Source organism: Variovorax sp. MPBD4-3, assembly GCF_058809745.1.
On sequence record NZ_JBXASW010000020.1, the window covers coordinates 1 to 19,888 of the forward strand.

Consider the following 19,888-nt stretch of genomic DNA (forward strand, 5'->3'; position numbering starts at 1 on the left):
GAACGAAACGGGGCGGGGTGCGCAGCGTGCTGGCCATGTCAGGAACTCTTTGCGAAGTCGTGCGGCTGGATGGCGTAGCCGCGGTCGGCGTAGTGGCGCCAGCGCGAGCGGCCGACCTGGCGGTCGTTGCCTTCGTCGCTCACGATGTCGATGAGGCGCTCATAGCGCTCGAAGCCGGCCGGCACCTCGAGCCCGAGGTTCACCAGCATCTCGCGGTGCGGCAACGTCGCCACGTCGGCGCCGTCGGAAGAAAGAACGACGGGCGTGCGCGCCAGCACGTGGGCCGGCGCGTCACCGCGGCAATGCGCGACGAAGTCGACCGGCGAGAGCTGCCAGAGCGCGGCATCCACCACGTCGAGCGCGCGCGCGTCACCCACCACCACGACGCGCAGGCCGCGCGCATTGACGGCCTTGCGAACCAGCCGGCAGGCGTAGTTCAGCTTGTCGGGCGCGTTGTAGTGGAAGCCGATTTCCGTCACTTGGCGGACCGGGCCTTCCTGGCCGGCGCCTTGGCCTGCGCGTTAGCGGCGGCACGGCTCGTGAGGTACGACACCAGCAGCCCCACCGGCCGTCCGGTCGAACCCTTGGCCGCCCCGCTCTTCCAGGCCGTGCCCGCGATGTCGAGGTGGGCCCAGGCGAAGTCGCCGGCAAAGCGCTGCAGGAACTTGGCCGCGGTGATGGCACCGCCGGCACGCCCCGCGATGTTGGCCACGTCGGCGAAGTTGCTCTTGAGGCCCTCGGCGTAGTCGTCGTCGAGCGGCAGGCGCCAGCAGCGGTCCTGCGAGGCTTCGCCGGCGGTTTCAAGCGCGGCGGCCAGCGCTTCGTCGCTGGAGAACAGGCCGCTGCGCACGCCGCCCAGCGCCACCACGCAGGCGCCCGTCAACGTGGCGATGTCGATCACCGCGGCGGGATCGAATCTCTTGGCGTAGGTGAGCGCGTCGCACAGGATCAGGCGGCCCTCGGCGTCGGTGTTGAGCACCTCGATGGTCTGGCCGCTCATGCTGGTGACCACGTCGCCCGGCTTGACCGAGCGGCCGTCGTTCATGTTCTCGCACGACGGGATCAGGCCGACGACGTTGATCGCGGGCTGGATGTCGCCGAGCGCGCGGAAAGTGCCCAGCACGCTCGCGGCACCGCACATGTCGAACTTCATCTCGTCCATTTCGGCCGCCGGCTTGAGCGAGACGCCGCCGGTGTCGAAGGTGATGCCCTTGCCCACCAGCACCACGGGGGCCTGGTCCTTGGGGCCGCCCTGGTAGCGCAGCACGATGAAGCGCAGCGGCTCGGCCGAGCCCTGCGCCACGGCCATGAACGAGCCCATTCCGAGCTTCTCGACTTCCTTCGGGCCCAGCACCTCGCACTTGATCTTCGGCAGTTTGGCCAGGTCCTTGGCGGCCTCGCCCAGCAGCGTGGGCGTGGCGTGGTTGGCGGGGCGGTTGCCCCACTCCTTGGCCAGCTCGATGCCCAGCACGGTGGCACGGGCATCGTTGAAAGCGCCGGTAACAGCCGTTGCGTCATTCACGCCGACCGTCAGTTGCCGGATGCTGCGCGGCTCGGCCTTCGACTTGGTGGTGGTGTAGACATAGCTGGCGTCGGCCGCCGCCGTGACGGCGCAAGCCACCGCCGCGCCGTCCGCGGGCTGCGCAAACACCAGGACCACCCGCTTGGGCGCATGGGCCTTGGCCGCATTCACCGCCGCAGCGACGCCGCTGCGCACCGAGCCGGGCTTGCCGTCGCCGATGGCCGCGAGCACCACGCGGGCCGCCACGACGTCGTCCGGACGGTAAAGCGTGAGCAGTTTTCCCGCCTTGTCGGGCAGGTCTCCGGCCTTGCGGGCACTGGCTGCCAGCACGGAAAGCGGGTCTTTGGTGGCGAGGGGAGCGCTGCCGACGAGCACGATCAGGACATCGGATTTCTCGGCTGCAGCCTGGGCGACGGTGAGGGTCTTGAGTTGAAAGTCCATAATCCTTTTTTTCCTCGAACGATGTTATTCCATTCTTCCCTACGCAAGGAGCTGTCCCGCAGCTTCGGAGCGACCCTCGTGGTTCTGGTCACCATCGTGATGACCATGATGCTCATCCGTACCCTCGGGCTCGCGTCCAAGGGCAGTGTGAACCCGCAGGAGGTGTTCCTGGTCATGGCCTACACGGTGCTCGGCTACATGCCGACCATCCTGAGCCTGAGCCTGTTCATCGCCATCGTCGGCACGCTCTCGCGCATGTACCGCGACAGCGAAATGGTGATCTGGTTCTCCAGCGGCCGCGGCCTCATGGACTTCGTGCAGCCGCTGTTCCGCTTCGCCTGGCCGGTGCTGATCCTGATCGCGGTGATGGCGCTGGTCGGCTGGCCGTGGGCCAACTCGCAGACCATCGGCATGCGCAAGCAGTACGAGCAGCGCAGCGACATCGAGCGCGTGGCGCCCGGTGAATTCCGCGAATCCGCGGGCCGGGTGCGGGTGTTCTTCATCGACAAGGAAACGCCGGACAACTCCAAGGCCACCAACGTCTTCATCTGGTCGGTCGAGCGCAACATGCAGATCACCACCTCGGCGCGCAGCGGCAGCATCGAGAACATCGGCGATTCCCGCTACCTGCTGCTCAACAACGGGCAGCGCCTGGAACAGCCGATGGCCAACACCGGCCTGAAGATCAGCGAATTCAAGACGTACGGCACCCGCGCCGGCGGCAGCGACGGCCTCACGAACGACGCCACGCCCTCGCGCGCCCGCACCACGCTGTCGCTGCTGACCGACCCGAGCGACATGAGCAGGGGCGAACTCGCCTGGCGCATCGGCATGCTGCTGACGGCCATCAACTTCGTGCTGCTGGCGCTGAACGTCTCCAGCGCCAATCCGCGTGTCGGGCGCAGCGGCAACCTGCTGCTCGCGCTGTTCGCCTTCGTCATCTACTACAACATGCTCAACCTGGGCCAGAGCTGGATCAGCTCGGGCCGCTTCAGCATGGGCGGCTTCATGCTCGTGCTGCACGGCGGCGTGCTCCTCATCAACCTCGCGTGGTTGAGCGCGCGCCAGAACAACTGGGGCCGCCGCGCCAGGAAGGCCGGCGCCGCCGCGCCCGCGACCACACCCAAGATCGAACCCACCGCGTGAAAACGATACGACGCCTGATCTATGTGGAGGTACTGAAGTCCGTCGCGTTCGTGACGCTCGGCTTCCTGAGCCTCTTTTTCTTCTTCGACTTCGTCGATGAACTGCAGTCCATCGGCAAGCCGGACAGCCTGAACTACGGGCCCTTGCAGGCGCTGATCTACGTCGCCCTGCTGATCCCGAGCCACCTGTACGAGCTGCTGCCCATCACCGTGCTGATCGGCTCCATCTTCGTGATGGCGCGGCTCGCGCAGAGCTCGGAATACACCATCCTGCGCACCAGCGGCCTGGGCCCCTGGCGCGCGCTGCGCACACTGCTGCTGCTGGGCCTGAGCTTCGTGGTGCTGACCTTCGCGGTCGGCGACTACGTGGCGCCGAACTCGGAGCGCACCGGGCAACTGCTCAAGGCGCGCTACCAGGGCACCTATTCGCTGGCGGGCAATACCGGCGCGTGGCTCAAGGAAAAGCGTGGCGATGTCTCGTACGCGGTGAACGTGCTGGCCATCGACCGCGGCGGCGCGCTCAAGAGCCCGCGCATCTTCGAGTTCGACGACAAGGGCTACATCAAGACGCAGACGCTCGCGGCCTCCGCCCGCATCAGCGACGACGGCCACTGGATCCTCTCCGACGTCGACCAGCAGAAGTACGACACGCAGGGCTCGGCCGACCAGGCCCACATCGTCAGCACCAAGCTCCCCGAGCTGAACTGGCCGACCTCGCTGACCGCCGAGATGGTGTCGGTCGCCCTGCTGCGCCCCGACCGCATGAGCACGATCGACCTGTTCGACTACATCCGCCACCTCGACGCCAACGGCCAGACCGCCCAGCGCTACGAGATCGAGTTCTGGCGCAAGGTGTTCTACCCGCTGTCGTGCCTGGTGATGGTGGTGCTCGCCCTGCCCTTCGCCTACCTGCACTTCCGCCAGGCCGGCATCACGACCTACGTGTTCGGCGGCGTGATGATCGGCATCAGCTTCTTCCTGCTGAACAACGTGTTCGGCTACCTGGGCAACCTTGGCAACTGGTCTCCGTGGCTCACGGCGGCGGCGCCTGGGCTGATCTATTCGGTGATGTCGTTGACGGCATTCAGCTGGCTGGTGCTTCGGCGATGACGGCGCAGGCACGAGGAAGGCAGGTCCAGGGCATCGTGCTGCTGGCGCACGGCTCGCGGGACGAGCGCTGGCGCGAACCCATCGAGGCCGTGGCCGCGCGCGTGACCAGCCGCACGCCGGACGCGCTGGTCGCCTGCGCCTACATGGAGCTGGCCGCGCCCGATCTCCCCACCGCGGTGGCGGCCCTGGTGACCGCCGGCGCCACTTCCGTCCGGCTCGTTCCGCTGTTCCTGGGCATGGGCAAGCACGCCCGCGAAGACCTGCCGGTGCAGGTCGAGGCGCTGCGCCAGCGCTGGCCCGCCATCGACATCTCGCTGGCCCGGATCGTGGGCGAAGAGCCTGAACTGGTCGACCTGCTGGCCAAAATTGCTATCAAAAGCTGAATTCCGGCAATTTCGATAGATTCCGAAGGCATAATGAATTCCGCAATAAGACGGAATTTGATATGAATCTGCATCAGTTCAAGTTTGTTCAGGAAGCCGTGCGGCGCAACCTGAACCTCACCGAGGCGGCCAAGGCGCTCCACACCTCGCAGCCCGGTGTCTCCAAGGCCATCATCGAGCTCGAGGAAGAACTGGGCGTTGAAATCTTCGCGCGCCACGGCAAGCGGCTCAAGCGCGTGACCGAGCCGGGCCAGCATGTCATTGCCAGCATCGAGCTCATCATGCGCGAGGTGGGCAACCTCAAGCGCATCGGCGAGCAGTTCAGCGCGCAGGACAGCGGCACCCTTTCCATCGCCACCACCCACACCCAGGCGCGCTACGTGCTGCCGGTGCCCGTGGCCAACCTGCGCGAGGCCTACCCGAAGGTCAACGTGAGCCTGCACCAGGGCTCGCCCGACCAGGTGGCGCGCATGGTGATCGACGAGATCGCGGAAATCGGCATCGCCACCGAATCGCTCGACGGCTATGCCGAACTGGTGACGCTGCCCTGCTACGAATGGCAGCACGTGCTGGTGCTGCCCAAGGACCATCCGCTGGCGGCCAAGGAGCGCATCTCGCTCGAAGACCTGGCCAGCGAGCCGATCATCACCTACCACCCGTCGTTCACCGGCCGCACGCGCATCGACCACGCCTTCGCGCAGAAGAAGCTCACGCCGCGCATCGCGCTCGAAGCCATCGACTCCGACGTGATCAAGACCTACGTGCGCCTCGGCCTTGGCGTGGGCATCGTGGCCGAAATGGCGGTGCGGGACGAGTCGAACGCCGACCTCGTGGTGCGCCCCATGGGCCATGTGTTCGGCCAGAATATTGCCCGCGTCGCCTTCAAGCGCAGCGCCTACCTGCGCAACTTCGTCTTCAAGTTCGCCGAGCTGCTCTCCGACCGCCTCGACCGCAACCTGATCGCCAAAGCCCTAAGCGGCCACCAACAAGACTACGAGCTGTAAACAGGATCACCCCCAGGCTTCGCGCACTTCGTGTCGCTTCGCCATCCCCCTTCCGGGGGCAACACCAGCGGCCCGGCAAAGCCGGTTCCGCGGTGTTTCCGGAAGGGGCAGCGACGAGCAAGTGGCATGCTGAACAACAGTTGAAAAAAATCACGAACATCATGAGCACGTCCCCGCGCACGCCCGAAGTGGGCACCAAGCTGCCCTCCGTCGGCACCACCATCTTCACGGTCATGTCGACGCTGGCGGCCGAGAAGAACGCGGTCAACCTCGGCCAGGGCTTTCCGGATTTCAACTGCGACCCGAAGCTGCTCGAGGACGTGACGGCGGCCATGGCCGCCGGCCACAACCAGTACCCGCCGATGCCGGGCATTCCGGCGCTGCGCGAGGCCATCGCCGCCAAGATCTCTGCCCTCTACGGCCACGGCTACAGCGCGGCCACAGAGATCACCGTCACCGCCGGCGCCACGCAGGCCATCATCACGGCCATCCTGGCCGTGGTGCGCCCGGGCGACGAGGTGATCGTGCTGGAGCCCTGCTACGACAGCTACGTGCCCAACATCGAGCTGGCCGGCGGCAGCGTGGTGCGCGTGCCGCTCATCCCCGGCACCTTCCGCCCCGACTTCGACAAGATCGCCGCCGCGCTCACGCCGCGCACGCGCGCCATCATCATCAACACGCCGCACAACCCGAGCGCCACGGTCTGGACCGCGGCCGAGATGCGCAAGCTCGAGGAACTGCTCGCGCCCACCGACGTGTTCGTGATCAGCGACGAGGTCTACGAGCACATGGTGTTCGACGGCGCGCGCCACGAGAGCGTGGCGCGCTTCCCGGGCCTGGCGGCGCGCAGCTTCATCGTCAGCAGCTTCGGCAAGACCTACCACGTCACCGGCTGGAAGGTCGGCTTCGTGGCGGCGCCCGCGCCGCTGATGGCCGAGTTCCGCAAGGTGCACCAGTTCAACGTATTCACCGTGAACACGCCGATGCAGCATGCGCTCGCGCGCTACATGGCCGAGCCCGCGCCCTACCTCGAGCTGCCCGCCTTCTACCAGCGCAAGCGCGACCTGTTCGCCGCCGGCCTGGCCGAGAAAACCCGCTTCAGGCTGCTGCGCAGCGAGGGCAGCTACTTCCAGTGCGTGGACATCTCGGCGGTGAGCGAGCTTTCGGAGGCCGACTTTTGCCTCTGGCTCACGAGCGAGATCGGCGTGGCGGCGATCCCGCTGTCGGCGTTCTACGGCAACGGCTTCGACCAGCGCGTGGTGCGCTTCTGCTTCGCCAAGAAGGACGAGACGCTGCTCTCGGCCCTGGAGCGGCTCGCGCGACTCTGACGCCTGCAGAGCGCCGACAGCAGCGGTAGGACGTTGGCTGACCACCGAAGGGGCGGCTATCCGGCGCCCCGCGAGACATGGCGGGGTGAGCATGAAGGCTCATCACAACAACGCCCTGGAGAAAACATGTCGCTCTCGTTCATTCTGCTGATCGTCCTGATCCTGATACTGATTGGCGCGCTGCCGAGCTGGGGCTACAGCCGGTCCTGGGGCTATGGTCCCAGCGGCGGCGTAGGCCTGATCGTGCTGATCGTCGTCATCCTCGTGCTCATGGGACGCATATAGGCACGACCGGCCCATGAAGAAAAAGCCCGCATCCGCGGGTTTTTTTTCGTCCACCGCGACGCCCCTCGGCGCTCAGGCCTGCAGCTGCGCCCAGGCCTTGTCCAGCCGCTTCACGCTCACCGGCTGCGGCGTGCGCAGTTCCTGGGCGAAGAAGCTCACGCGCAGTTCCTCCAGCAGCCAGCGGAACTCGAGCATGCGGTCGTCCACCACGCCCTTGCGCTCGGCCACCAGGCGCCAGTAGCGCTGGTCTTGCGGCTTGAGTTCGGCGAGCTTCGCGGCGTCCCGCGCGGGGTCGGCGCGCAGCTTGTCGAGCCGCAGCACGATGGCCTTGAGGTAGCGCGCGAAGTGCTGCAACTGCGTCCACGGCGCATCGGCGATGAAGCGCTTGCCGACCAGCCGCTGCAGCTGCTGCGCAGCGTCCTGCACCGCGTCGGGCTGGATCTTCGTGTCCTTGATCTTGCGCGCCGCGGCGGCGTATTCGACGAGGATGGCCGAGGCCAGCCGCGCCACTTCGTTCGCGATCAGCGTGAGCCGGCCACGCCCTTCGTCGAGCCGCTTCCTGAACGCGAATTCGTCGGTCGGCAGCGGCTCCTGCAGGAAGGCACGGTCGATCGCCACGTCGATGATCTGGGTGCGCAGCTCCTCCGACGTGCCCAGCGGCATGTACGCCACCGACATCTTCTGCAGGTCCGGGATGTTCTTCTCGAGGTACTTGAGCGCGTCTTTCAGCTGCAGCGCGAACAGGCGACGCAGGCCGGCGCGGTGCTTGGCGGCGGCCACGGCCGGCTCGTCGAACACCTCGATGGTCACGGCGTCCCCTTCGTCGCGCAGCGCCGGGAAGCCGATCAGCGACTGCGAGCCGCGCCGCACTTCCATCAGTTCGGGCAGTTCGCCGAAGGTCCAGCCCGTGTAGCGCTGGCCGGCCGGCAACGCGGCGGCGGAGGGTGCGCTGGCAGCCTTGGCTGGGGCCCTGGAGCCCTGGTCCGGCGAGGCTGATTCTTTCTTGTCCGGCGACGCCTTCACGTTCAGCCCCGCCAGCGCCTGGAACGCGCCGCGCGCCTGCGCACCGAGTTCGGCCTTCAGCGCACCAAGATTGCGCCCCATGCCCAACTGCCGCCCGTGCTCGTCGATCACCCGCAGGTTCATGAACAGATGCGGCGGCAGCATGTCGAGCTTGAAGTCGGCGCGCTTGACGTCGATGCTGGTCATGTCGCGCACGCGCTTGAGCAGCACGTCGGTCAGCGAGCCGGTGCCGAACAGCTCCGGCGCGGACAACTCTTCCGCCAGCTTGCCGGCCGATTCGGGCAAAGGCACCAGCCGCGAACGCGGGCGCTGCGGCAGGCTCTTGAGCAGCGCCTGGATCTTGTCCTTGAGCATGCCCGTCACCAGCCACTCGCAGCGCTCCTCGCTCACCTGGTTGAGCACGAACAGCGGCACGCTGACCGTGAGGCCGTCCTTCGCGTCGCCCGGCTCGTGCAGGTAGCTCGCGGCGCAATCCACGCCGCCCAGGCGCAGCGTCGGCGGGAACGACTGGGTCGTGATGCCCGCCGCCTGATGGCGCATCAGCTCGTCGCGCGTCAGGTAAAGCAGGCGCGGCTGCTCCCTGGAGGCGTGGCGATACCAGTTCTCGAAGGTGATGCCGCTCGCCACGTCGGCGGGCAGCTGCGCGTCGTAGAAGGCGAAGATCAGCTCGTCGTCGACCAGCACGTCCTGCCGGCGCGACTTGTGCTCCAGTCCCTCGACCTCGCGCACCAGCTTGCGGTTGGCCGTGAGGAAAGGGAACTTGCTTTCCCACTGCCCGCCCACCAGCGCCTCGCGGATGAATATTTCGCGCGCCGCGACCGGATCGACCTTGGTGAAGTCGACGCGCCGCCCGCTGTAGACCACCAGGCCGTACAGCGTGGCGCGCTCCAGCGCCGAGACCTGCGCGCCCTTCTTCTCCCAGTGCGGGTCGAGCAGCTGCTTCTTCAGCAGATGCCCCGCCACCTGTTCGAGCCACTGCGGCTCGATGTTGGCAATGCCGCGCCCGAAGAGCCGCGTGGTCTCGACCAGTTCGGCCGCCACGATCCAGCGGCCCGGCTTCTTCTTCAGGTGCGCGCCAGGGTGCTTGTAGAACTTGATGCCGCGCGCGCCCAGGTACGCCTCGTCGTCCTCGAGCTTCCAGCCCACGTTGCCCAGCAGGCCGGCGAGCATCGACAGATGCAGCGGCTCGTAGCCCGCGGGCTCGGCGTTGAGGCGCCACTTGTGCTCGGTGACCACCGTGAGCAGCTGCGAGTGGATGTCGCGCCATTCGCGCACGCGGCGGATGTTGATGAAGTTCTGGCGCAACAGCTGCTCGTATTGGCGGTTGCTGAGCTTGTGGGTGTCGCCGTGGCCGCCGCGCACGTCGGCGATCCACTTCCACAGCCGCAGGTAGCCGCTGAACTCGCTTTTCTCGTCGTCGAATTTCGAGTGCGCCTGGTCGGCCTGCTGCTGCGCGTCCATCGGCCGGTCGCGCACGTCCTGCACGCTGAGGGCCGAGGCGATGATCAGCACTTCTTCGAGCGCACCGCGCGCGCGGGCTTCCAGGATCATGCGGCCCACGCGCGGGTCGAGCGGCAGCCGCGACAGCTCGGCGCCGGTGTGCGTGAGTTCGTTGGCGTCGTCGACCGCGCCGAGTTCGTTCAGCAGCTGGTAGCCGTCGGCAATCGCGCGCGGCGACGGCGCCTCGAGGAACGGAAAACGCGCCACGTCGCCCAGCCGCAGCGACTTCATCCGCAGGATGACGCCGGCCAGCGACGAACGCAGGATTTCCGGATCGGTGAAGCGCGGGCGGCCTTCGAAGTCTTTCTCGTCGTACAGGCGGATGCAGATGCCGTTCGCCACCCGCCCGCAGCGCCCCGCGCGCTGGTTGGCGGCGGCCTGACTGATCGGCTCGACCAGCAGCTGCTCGACCTTGCTGCGGAAGCTGTAGCGCTTGACGCGCGCGGTGCCGGTGTCGATCACGTAGCGGATGCCCGGCACCGTGAGCGAGGTCTCGGCCACGTTGGTGGCCAGCACGATGCGCCGCCCGTTGTGGCTTTCGAAGATGCGGTCCTGCTCGGGGCCCGACAGCCGCGCGAACAGCGGCAGCACCTCGGCGCTGCGGAACAGCGGCTGGTGGCTGACGTGGCGGCGCAGGTGGTCGGCGGCCTCGCGGATTTCACGCTCGCCGGGCAGGAAGACCAGGATGTCGCCCGCGTTGTGCGGGTCGCGCCAGAGCTCGTCGACCGCATCGGCGATGGCGTCGTTCAGGTCGTGCTCGCGCGACTCCTCGAACGGGCGGTAGCGCTGCTCCACCGGGAAGGTGCGGCCCGACACCATGATGGTCGGCGCCGGGCCCTTGGCCGAGGCGAAATGCTGGGCGAAGCGGTCGGCGTCGATGGTGGCCGAGGTGACGATCACCTTCAGGTCGGGCCGGCGCGGAAGAATCTCGCGCAGGTAGCCCAGCAGGAAGTCGATGTTCAGCGAGCGCTCGTGCGCCTCGTCGATGATGAGCGTGTCGTAGGCCTTCAGCAGCGGGTCGGTCTGCGTCTCGGCCAGCAAGATGCCGTCGGTCATGAGCTTGACCGAGGCATCGCGCGACAGGCGGTCCTGGAAGCGCACCTTGAAGCCGACCACGTCGCCCAGCGGCGTCTTCAGTTCTTCCGCGATGCGCTTGGCCACCGAACTGGCGGCAATGCGTCGCGGCTGCGTGTGGCCGATCAGCCGGCCCTTGCCGGGCTCGGCGTTGAGCTTGCCGCGCCCCAGGGCGAGCGCGATCTTGGGCAGCTGCGTGGTCTTGCCCGAGCCGGTTTCGCCGCACACGATCACGACCTGGTGCGCCGAGATGGCGGCCATGATCTCGTCGCGCCTGCCCGAGACAGGAAGCGATTCGGGGAATTCGATGCGAAGGGGTGTCGAGGTCGTCAAGGGGAAACAGTCGTCGGAACCGGCGCGGCGGGCAAACCGTCGATTATCGGTGCGAGCGGGGCGTGGCCGCCCGACTTCGGCCAGGTCAGGCAAACGCCTTTTCATGAATGCACAATCACGCCCCATGTCCACCGTCTTCAATTTCACCTTCGTGCCCTGGTTCCGCTCGGTCGCGCCCTACATCCACACGCATCGCGGTAAGACTTTCGTGGTCGGGCTGGCGGGTGAGGCGATCGCGGCGGGCAAGCTGCAGAACATCGCGCAAGACCTCGCGCTGATCCAGAGCATGGGCGTCAAGATCGTGCTGGTGCACGGCTTCCGCCCGCAGGTCAACGAGCAGCTCGCGGCCAAGGGCCACGAGGCAAAGTACTCGCACGGCATCCGCATCACCGACGAGGTGGCGCTCGACTCCGCCCAGGAAGCCGCCGGCCAGTTGCGCTACGAGATCGAGGCCGCCTTCAGCCAGGGCCTGCCGAACACGCCGATGGCCGGCTCGACGGTGCGCGTGATCTCCGGCAACTTCATCACCGCGCGCCCCGTGGGCGTGGTGGACGGCGTCGACTTCAAGCATTCGGGCCTGGTGCGCAAGGTGGACGCGGCGGGCATCCGCCGCACGCTCGACTTCGGCGCGATGGTGCTCATGTCGCCCTTCGGCTTCTCGCCCACCGGCGAGGCCTTCAACCTGACGATGGAAGAAGTCGCCACCAGCGTGGCCATCTCGCTGCAGGCCGACAAGCTGATCTTCCTGACGGAGATCCCGGGCATCCGCATGGACAGCGAGCTGCCAGAAAGCGAAGACAACCCCATCGACACCGAACTGCCGCTGGACGCCGCCGAAAAGCTGCTCGCCTCGCTGCCGCCGCCGCAGAAGCCGACGGACACGGCCTTCTACCTGCAGCACTGCGTGAAAGCCTGCAAGGCCGGCGTGGAGCGCAACCACATCCTGCCGTTCGCGCTCGACGGCTCGCTGCTGCTCGAGGTCTACGTGCACGACGGCGTCGGCACCATGGTGATCGACGAGAAGCTCGAAAGCCTGCGCGAGGCCACGGTGGACGACATCGGCGGCATCCTGCAGCTGATCGAGCCTTTCGAGCGCGACGGCACGCTGGTCAAGCGCGACCGCAACGAGATCGAGCGCGACGTCGGCCACTACACGGTGATCGAGCACGACGGCGTGATCTTCGGCTGCGCGGCGCTCTACCCCTACCCCGAGGAGCGCACCGCCGAGATGGCCGCGCTCACGGTGTCGCCGCATACGCAGTCGCAGGGCGACGGCGAACGCATCCTCAAGCGCATCGAGCACCGCGCCAAGGCCATGGGCCTGGACAGCATCTTCGTGCTCACCACGCGCACCATGCATTGGTTCCTCAAGCGCGGCTTCCAGCAGGTCAACCCCGACTGGCTGCCCGAGGCCCGCAAGCGCAAGTACAACTGGGACCGCAAGAGCCAGGTTCTTGTCAAGAAGATCTGACGCGAAGGAGACCCACGATGACGCTCGCCACCGCCCTGCTGTTCGCCATCGTGGCCTTCGCCGCCATCGCCACGCCCGGCCCCACGGTGCTGCTGGCGCTGAGCAACGGATCGCGGCACGGCGTGCGGCGCGCACTGCCGGGCATGCTCGGCGCGGTGCTTTCCGACTTCGTGCTGGTGGGCGCCGTGGCGCTCGGGCTGGGCGCGCTGCTGGCGGCGTCGGAGTTCTGGTTCTCGATGCTGAAGTGGGTCGGCGCGGCGTACCTGGCATGGCTGGGCCTGCGCATGCTGCGCTCCAAGGGCGGCTTGCACCTGCCCACGGCCGATGCCGCCGCATCGGTGACGGCGGGCGAAAGCCGCCGGATCTTCTTCAAGTCCTTCCTGGTGGCGGTGACCAACCCGAAGGGCTACATCTTCTGCTCGGCGCTGTTGCCGCAGTTCATCGATCCTTCGGCTGCGCAGGCACCGCAGTACCTGATCATTGCGCTGATATTCGCGGGCCTGGACATGGCCGTGATGCTGGCCTATGCCTTCGTCGGCGCCCGCGCGATCCGGCTTCTGACCGTGTCGGCCACCCGCTGGATCGACCGCGCCTGCGGCGGCATGCTGCTGGCGCTGGCCGGCTCGCTGGCCTTCTACCGGCGCAGCGCGGCCTGAGCGCCCCTGCCGCCCCCCCAATGTTCCCGCCTGGCCGGCCCTGCCGGCCAGGCATGTCTGCGCGTTTCTTTTTAACGGAGGAGAAGAAAGAATGAATCACTGGAACTGGAAAACTGCCCTGGGCGCGTCGCTCTTCGCGGCATCGGCACTGCTGGCCGGCTGCGGCGACAAGACGGCACCGGCCGACAGGACAGGCGCGGCCCCGCAGGCCAAAGCCGCGCCCGCCGACACCGAGCAGCAGCAGATCGAGAAATACAACATCTACGTCGACGTATCGAACAACCTGCGCACCTCCTTCCAGCAGGCGCGCGAGGAATACGTCGCGCAACAGGTTCCGCTGCTGCAGGCCAAGGCGCCGCTGACCAGCCTGCGCATCCAGAACGACATCCTGATCGACCGCTCGGCGAAGAAGCTCGACACCGCCGCGGCCATCGGCGCCCCGATGCCCGAGATCGATGAATCGGCCAAGGCGTTTTCCGCCGCGCTCAAGGTGCTTTCGCCGCTGAGCCGCGAGCTCAACAACTATGCCAACTCCAAGGGCTACCTTGCCGACAACGGCGACAAGGCCCGCCAGATGAACACCGACTACCTGGCCGCGCTCACCACCGTCGCGAAGGCCGAGGCCGCGTTCGACGACGGCCTGAGCGCCCGCGACCGGGCGCTGACCAAGGAGGCCTTCGAGAAGGCTCCGAAAGACACCGCCGCCTACTACCGCGCCGGGCTCATCTACCACGGCAAGCTCAACCACGCCGACGCCAATGCGTTGTTCGAATCGCCCAACGACCCCAAGGCGCTGGCTGCCTTCGAGGCTTCGCTGGCGCTGGTGGCGCAGTCGGCCGAGGGCTGGAGCAGGAAGATGGGCGAGCAGTCGGCCAAGAGCGGCAAGGTCTGCGACGGCGGCATGCTGAAGATCAACGAGTTCATCGGCCAGTCGCGCTCGATGGCCAAGGACATCAAGGACGGCGTGTTCAAGCGCAAGGAAAGCGGTGCGATGGCCCGGCTGCCGGCGCACATGCGCAGCTCCAGCATCGTCAACTCGGCCAACCGCTACAACCAGAACTTCGCCAACATGATCGGCCAGTTCAACCACCCGCTCTGCTGAAGCCCTGCCGGCCGCCATCGGCGGCCCGGGCTGTCGCCGATAATCCGGGCCATGAATCCCTTGCTCTCCAGGTTGCAGCCCTATCCCTTCGAGCGGCTGAAGCAACTGTTCGCGGGCGTCACGCCCAACCCCGAATTCCCCGCCATCAGCCTGGGAATCGGCGAACCCAAGCACGCCACGCCGGCGTTCATCAAGGAGGCGCTGAGCAACAGCCTGGGCGCGCTGGCGGCCTACCCGGCCACCGCCGGCGACCTGAAGCTGCGCACCGCCTTCACCGACTGGCTCCAGACCCGCTACAGCCTGGCGCTCGACCCGGCCACCCAGGTGCTGCCGGTCAACGGCTCGCGCGAGGCGCTGTTCTCGCTGGCCCAGACCGTGATCGACGCCACCGTGTCGCCGCAGCCGGTGGTGATCTCGCCCAATCCGTTCTATCAGATCTACGAGGGCGCGGCCCTGCTGTCGGGCGCCGAGCCGTACTACGCGCCGAGCATTCCCGCGCGCAATTTCGCGGTCGACTGGGACAGCGTGCCCGAAGCGGTCTGGGCACGCACCCAGCTGGTGTTCGTGTGCTCGCCGGGCAACCCGACCGGCGCGGTGATGTCGCTCGACGAATGGAAGAAGCTCTTCGCCCTGTCGGACCGCCACGGCTTCGTGATCGCGGCCGACGAGTGCTACAGCGAGATCTACTTCCGCGACGAGCCGCCGCTCAGCGGCCTGGAGGCCTCGGCGAAGCTGGGCCGGCCCGACTTCAGGAACCTGATCGCGCTGACCTCGCTTTCCAAGCGCAGCAACGTGCCCGGCCTGCGCAGCGGCTTCGTGGCCGGCGACGCGGCCATCATCAAGAAGTTCCTGCTCTACCGCACTTACCATGGCAGCGCCATGAGCGGCACCGTGGCGGCGGCCAGCATCGCCGCGTGGGGCGACGAGGCCCACGTGGTCGAGAACCGCGCCATGTACCGCGCCAAGTTCGCGGCCGTCACGCCGCTGCTCGAACCGGTGCTCGACGTGCGGCTGCCCGACGCCAGTTTCTACCTCTGGGCCGGCGTGCCCCAGGTGTGGGCTGGCGACGACGAAGCCTTCGCCCGTGCGCTCTACGCTCAATACAATGTCACGGTTCTGCCGGGCAGCTATCTGGCGCGCGACACCAGCCACAGCGCCAACCCCGGCCGGGGCCGCATCCGCATGGCGCTGGTGGCAGAGACGGCCGAATGCGTCGAGGCCGCCGAGCGCATCGTCCGCTTCTGCAACGACAACACGGCCGGCCGCCGCTGAACCGCGCCCCGGCTCCCATTTTTCACACGAGACCTTCTCCATGACCCAGCAACTGCAACAAATCATCGACGCCGCGTGGGAAGACCGCGCCAACATCTCGCCCTCCGCCTCGTCGGCCGAAGTGCGCGACGCCGTCGATCACGTCATCACCGAACTCAACAACGGCAAGCTGCGCGTGGCCACCCGCGAAGGCGTGGGCCAGTGGACCGTGCACCAGTGGATCAAGAAGGCCGTGCTGCTGTCGTTCCGCCTGAAGGACAACGAGCAGATCCAGGCCGGCTCGCTCGGCTTCTACGACAAGGTGCCGACCAAGTTCTCGCACCTGTCGGCCAGCGAGCTGAAGGAATCGGGCGTGCGCATCGTGCCGCCGGCCGTGGCCCGCCGCGGCAGCTACATCGCCAAGGGCGCGATCCTGATGCCCTCGTACGTGAACATCGGCGCCTACGTGGGCGAGGGCTCCATGGTCGACACCTGGGCCACCGTGGGTTCCTGCGCGCAGGTCGGTGCCAACGTGCACCTGTCGGGCGGCGTGGGCCTGGGCGGCGTGCTCGAGCCCCTGCAGGCCAACCCGACCATCATCGAGGACAACTGCTTCATCGGCGCGCGCTCCGAAGTGGTCGAAGGCGTGATCGTCGAAGAGAACTCGGTGCTCGGCATGGGCGTGTACATCGGCCAGAGCACCCCGATCTTCAACCGCGACACCGGCGAAATCTCCTACGGCCGCGTGCCGAGCGGCAGCGTGGTCATCAGCGGCAACCTGCCCAAGAAGACCAAGTCGGGCCAGGACTACAGCACCTACGCCGCGATCATCGTCAAGACGGTCGACGCGCAGACCCGCTCCAAGACCAGCCTGAACGACCTGCTGCGAGACTGACCGCTCCCCCGGAGCGAGCGCCTTTCCGCCTGAGAGAACAACAGCACCCGAGGAGAGAGACCGATGAACATGATGGAGCGAATCCTTCGCCTGATGGCCGAGCGCAGGGCCTCCGACATCTATCTGTCGGCCCACTCCCCGGTGCTGATCCGCATCAACGGCAACTGCGTGCCCATCAACGCGCAGGTGCTGCCGCCCACGGCGCCGCTGGCGCTGCTGTCCGAGGTGGCGCCTCCCGAGCGCATCCAGGAACTGGAGAGCACCGGCGAGCTCAACATGGCGCTGGCCCTCGAGGGCACCGGCAACTACCGCATCAGCGCCATGCGCCAGCGCGGCTCCTATGCGGTGGTGGTGCGCTACATCAGCCACACCATTCCGCGCTTTGCCGACCTGAACCTGCCCGACATCCTGAAGACGCTCATCATGGAACGCCGCGGGCTGATCCTGATGGTGGGCGCCACGGGCGCGGGCAAGACCACCACGCTGGCCTCGATGCTGGACTACCGCAACGAGAACGCCAGCGGCCACATCATCACGGTCGAAGAGCCGATCGAGTTCACCTTCACCAACAAGAAGTCGGTGGTCAACCAGCGCGACGTGGGCAGCGACACCGCCTCGCTGCATGTCGCGCTGAAGAACGCGCTGCGCCAGGCGCCCGACGTGATCCAGATCGGTGAAATCCGCGACCGCGAGACCATGACGGCCGCCATCGCCTACGCGCAGTCGGGCCACCTGTGCGTGGCCACGCTGCACGCCAGCAACAGCTACCGCGCGCTCAACCGCATCCTGGGCTTCTACCCGGTCGAGGTGCGCGCCACGCTGCTGGGCGACCTGGGCGGCGCGCTGCGCGCCGTGATCTCGCAGCGCCTGCTGCGCACCCAGGCCGGCAGCCGGGTGCCCGCGGTCGAGGTCATGCTCAACACCGCGCTGGTGGCCGAACTCATCGAAAAAGGCGACTTCTCCGGCGTCAAGGAAGCCATGGAGAAGTCGATGGCCGAGGGGTCGCAGACCTTCGAGGAAGACATCGCCCGCCTCATCACCGAAGAGCGCGTGACCCGCGAAGAAGGCCTGGCCCAGGCCGACTCGCCCACCAACCTGCTGTGGCGCCTGCAGAACCGCGCCGCGCCCAAGGCGGCGGCCGACGACCGCAGCCTGACCGACCAGGTCGACGAACCCACCTTCACGGACATCACGCTCGACGTCCGCTTCTAGTTTCAGCGCCCCTCCCTCCGCCCTCCGACATGTCCCGCACCCTCCAGCTCGCCGAACAACTCATCTCGCGTCCCTCGGTCACTCCCGACGACGCGGGCTGCCAGCAGATCCTCGGCGAACGGCTGGCGCAACTGGGCTTCACGCTGGAGACCATCGAGAGCGGCCCGGCGGACTTCCGCGTGACCAACCTCTGGGCCGTGCGCCGCCCGGCCAACGCCGCCGCCGCTACAAAGACGCTGGTGTTCGCCGGCCACACCGACGTGGTGCCCACCGGCCCCGTCGAGCAATGGACCAGCCACCCGTTCACGCCCACGCACCGCGACGGCAAGCTCTACGGCCGCGGCGCCTGCGACATGAAGACCTCGGTGGCCGCATTCGTCACCTCGATCGAAGAATTCCTGCAGGCCGTGCCGCAGCCCCGGCTCACCCTGGCCCTGCTGCTCACCAGCGATGAAGAAGGCCCCGGCGTCGACGGCACGGTCGTCGTCTGCAATGCGCTGGCCGCGCGCGGCGAGGTCATCGACTACTGCATCGTCGGCGAGCCCACGGCCGTGGAGCGCTGCGGCGACATGATCAAGAACGGCCGCCGCGGCACCATGAGCGGCAAGCTCACGGTCAAGGGCGTGCAGGGCCACATCGCCTACCCGCACCTGGCGAAGAACCCGGTGCACGCCGTGGCGCCCGCGCTGGCCGAGCTGGTGGCCATCAACGCCGCCGGCGGCTGGGACGCCGCGAGCAACCCCTACTTCCAGCCGACCAGCTGGCAGATCAGCAACTTCCACGCAGGCACCGGCGCGAGCAACGTGATCCCGGGCAGCGCGGTGATCGACTTCAACTTCCGCTTCTCGACCGAATCCACACCCGAGTCGCTGCAGCAGCGCGTGCAAGCCGTGCTCGACGCGCACCAGGTCGACTGCACCCTGGCCTGGACCATCGGCGGCCTGCCCTTCCTGACGACGCCGGGCGAACTCGTCACGGCCGTGCAGGGCGCCATCCGCGACGAGACCGGCATCGAGACCGAGCTGTCGACCAGCGGCGGCACCAGCGACGCGCGCTTCATCGCCAAGATCTGCAGGCAGGTGGTAGAACTCGGCCCGGTGAACGCCAGCATCCACAAGATCGACGAGCACATCGACGTGGCCGAGATCGAGACGCTGAAGAACATCTACGTGCGCACGCTGAAGCAGCTCGATGCTGCGCTTGCCGCCCTTGCCGCATGACCACCGTCATCGAGCTCATCGAATCGGGCGCTAACCAGCTCGAAGCCGCCGGCGTGGCTTTCGGCCACGGCACCGCCAACGCCTTCGACGAAGCCGCCTGGCTGGTGCTGTGGCGGCTGAAGCTGCCGCTGGACGACATCGACGCCGTGGCCGACAAACCCGTGTCGCCCGCCGACGCCGCCAAGGTGGCCGCGCTGATCGACGAGCGCATCGCCAGCCGCAAGCCCGCCGCCTACCTCACGAAAGAAGCGTGGCTGCAGGGCGTGCCCTTCTACGTGGACGAGCGCGCCATCGTGCCGCGCAGCTTCATCGCCGAGCTGATTGCCGACGGCAACATCGACTACTGGCTGGGCGAACACACCCGGCGCGTGCTCGACCTGTGCACCGGCAACGGCAGCCTGGCGGTGCTGGCCGCCCTCACCTATCCGGACGTGAGCGTGGACGCGGCCGACCTGTCGACCCCGGCGCTGGAGGTGGCGGCCATCAACGTCACCCGCCACCAGCTGGATGCGCGCATCACGCTGATCGAGTCGGACGGCTTGAAGAACCTGCCCGGACCCTACGACCTGGTGCTGTGCAACCCGCCCTACGTCAACAGCGCGAGCATGGCCGCGCTGCCCGCCGAATACCGCGCCGAGCCCGAACTGGCCCTGGCCGGCGGCGCAGACGGCATGGATTTCGTGCGCCAGCTGTTCGCCGACGCGCCTTCGCGCATGAGCGAGCAGGCGGTGCTGGTGCTGGAAATCGGCAACGAGCGCGACTACTTCGAGGCGGCGTTTCCGCAGCTCGAGGTGGTGTGGCTCGAAACCTCCGCAGGCGAAGACCAGGTGCTGCTCGTGACCCGCGCGGCCCTGGCGGCGCTCACCGCGCCATGAGGGCCGGTGCCGGCGTGCGTTAGCTGCGCCAGTCCACGCCCCTTCAGCCGCTTTCTCG

17 protein-coding genes are annotated in these 19,888 nt (G+C 67.5%); 14 read left to right on the forward strand and 3 right to left on the reverse strand.

Annotated features, from left to right (window positions below):
• Positions 1-38: 38 nt before the first annotated feature.
• Positions 39-479 carry a DNA polymerase III subunit chi gene (locus tag AC1RVW_RS14405; RefSeq protein ID WP_081270535.1) on the reverse strand — a complete coding sequence of 147 codons (441 nt, stop codon included), beginning with the start codon at positions 477-479 and terminating at the stop codon, positions 39-41.
• Entirely contained in the window at positions 476-1,963 is a 1,488-nt protein-coding gene (locus AC1RVW_RS14410; protein WP_285410264.1) for a leucyl aminopeptidase, read from the reverse strand. The genes AC1RVW_RS14405 and AC1RVW_RS14410 overlap by 4 nt, the downstream gene beginning before the upstream one ends.
• A 21-nt stretch (positions 1,964-1,984) precedes the next feature.
• Here AC1RVW_RS14410 and lptF point away from each other — a divergent pair, with 21 nt between their 5' ends.
• The 6 genes from lptF (at position 1,985) to AC1RVW_RS14440 (ending at position 7,218) form a co-directional block, all read left to right on the forward strand.
• Complete coding sequence (lptF, locus tag AC1RVW_RS14415; RefSeq protein ID WP_106934620.1) at positions 1,985-3,109, forward strand: LPS export ABC transporter permease LptF; 1,125 nt, start codon at positions 1,985-1,987, stop codon at positions 3,107-3,109.
• A complete protein-coding gene (lptG, locus tag AC1RVW_RS14420; protein WP_081270532.1) occupies positions 3,106-4,218 on the forward strand; it encodes an LPS export ABC transporter permease LptG in 1,113 nt (370 codons plus the stop codon). The genes lptF and lptG overlap by 4 nt, the downstream gene beginning before the upstream one ends.
• Positions 4,215-4,601 carry a sirohydrochlorin chelatase gene (locus AC1RVW_RS14425; protein WP_493200647.1) on the forward strand — a complete coding sequence of 129 codons (387 nt, stop codon included), beginning with the start codon at positions 4,215-4,217 and terminating at the stop codon, positions 4,599-4,601. The genes lptG and AC1RVW_RS14425 overlap by 4 nt, the downstream gene beginning before the upstream one ends.
• 62 nt (positions 4,602-4,663) lie before the next feature.
• A complete protein-coding gene (locus AC1RVW_RS14430) occupies positions 4,664-5,605 on the forward strand; it encodes a CysB family HTH-type transcriptional regulator (RefSeq protein WP_007832298.1) in 942 nt (313 codons plus the stop codon).
• Between the two features lie 161 nt (positions 5,606-5,766).
• Positions 5,767-6,933: a pyridoxal phosphate-dependent aminotransferase gene (locus AC1RVW_RS14435; RefSeq protein ID WP_493200649.1), complete on the forward strand. Its 1,167-nt coding sequence runs from the start codon at positions 5,767-5,769 to the stop codon at positions 6,931-6,933.
• 126 nt (positions 6,934-7,059) lie between these two features.
• The gene (locus AC1RVW_RS14440) at positions 7,060-7,218 is read left to right on the forward strand and encodes a DUF3309 family protein (protein WP_013541242.1); all 159 of its coding nucleotides are present in this window, start codon (positions 7,060-7,062) and stop codon (positions 7,216-7,218) included.
• Between the two features lie 72 nt (positions 7,219-7,290).
• Here the strand turns inward: AC1RVW_RS14440 and hrpA are convergent, their stop codons facing one another.
• Complete coding sequence (hrpA, locus tag AC1RVW_RS14445) at positions 7,291-11,274, reverse strand: ATP-dependent RNA helicase HrpA (RefSeq protein WP_493200651.1); 3,984 nt, start codon at positions 11,272-11,274, stop codon at positions 7,291-7,293.
• Between hrpA and argA the strand changes: the two genes are divergently transcribed.
• The 8 genes from argA to prmB all read left to right on the forward strand — a co-directional run bounded on the left by argA (position 11,273) and on the right by prmB (position 19,830).
• On the forward strand, positions 11,273-12,619 hold the full coding sequence (gene argA / locus AC1RVW_RS14450) for an amino-acid N-acetyltransferase (protein WP_081270528.1): 1,347 nt from the start codon (positions 11,273-11,275) through the stop codon (positions 12,617-12,619). The two genes, hrpA and argA, sit on opposite strands and share 2 nt — an antisense overlap.
• 17 nt (positions 12,620-12,636) lie before the next feature.
• Positions 12,637-13,275, forward strand: a complete 639-nt coding sequence (locus tag AC1RVW_RS14455; RefSeq protein WP_106934624.1) for a LysE family translocator — start codon at positions 12,637-12,639, stop codon at positions 13,273-13,275.
• 91 nt (positions 13,276-13,366) lie between these two features.
• On the forward strand, positions 13,367-14,377 hold the full coding sequence (locus AC1RVW_RS14460; RefSeq protein ID WP_493200654.1) for a DUF3829 domain-containing protein: 1,011 nt from the start codon (positions 13,367-13,369) through the stop codon (positions 14,375-14,377).
• A gap of 51 nt (positions 14,378-14,428) precedes the next feature.
• Positions 14,429-15,649, forward strand: coding sequence for a succinyldiaminopimelate transaminase (gene dapC / locus AC1RVW_RS14465; RefSeq protein ID WP_409195413.1), 1,221 nt, complete (start codon positions 14,429-14,431; stop codon positions 15,647-15,649).
• A 40-nt stretch (positions 15,650-15,689) separates the two neighbouring features.
• Positions 15,690-16,523 carry a 2,3,4,5-tetrahydropyridine-2,6-dicarboxylate N-succinyltransferase gene (gene dapD / locus AC1RVW_RS14470; protein ID WP_081270524.1) on the forward strand — a complete coding sequence of 278 codons (834 nt, stop codon included), beginning with the start codon at positions 15,690-15,692 and terminating at the stop codon, positions 16,521-16,523.
• A 63-nt stretch (positions 16,524-16,586) separates the two neighbouring features.
• Positions 16,587-17,735 carry a PilT/PilU family type 4a pilus ATPase gene (locus AC1RVW_RS14475; protein ID WP_285410251.1) on the forward strand — a complete coding sequence of 383 codons (1,149 nt, stop codon included), beginning with the start codon at positions 16,587-16,589 and terminating at the stop codon, positions 17,733-17,735.
• Positions 17,736-17,764: 29 nt separating this feature from the next.
• Positions 17,765-18,955: a succinyl-diaminopimelate desuccinylase gene (gene dapE / locus AC1RVW_RS14480; RefSeq protein WP_493200657.1), complete on the forward strand. Its 1,191-nt coding sequence runs from the start codon at positions 17,765-17,767 to the stop codon at positions 18,953-18,955.
• The gene (gene prmB / locus AC1RVW_RS14485; RefSeq protein WP_493200659.1) at positions 18,952-19,830 is read left to right on the forward strand and encodes a 50S ribosomal protein L3 N(5)-glutamine methyltransferase; all 879 of its coding nucleotides are present in this window, start codon (positions 18,952-18,954) and stop codon (positions 19,828-19,830) included. The genes dapE and prmB overlap by 4 nt, the downstream gene beginning before the upstream one ends.
• The last annotated feature ends 58 nt before the right edge of the window (positions 19,831-19,888 follow it).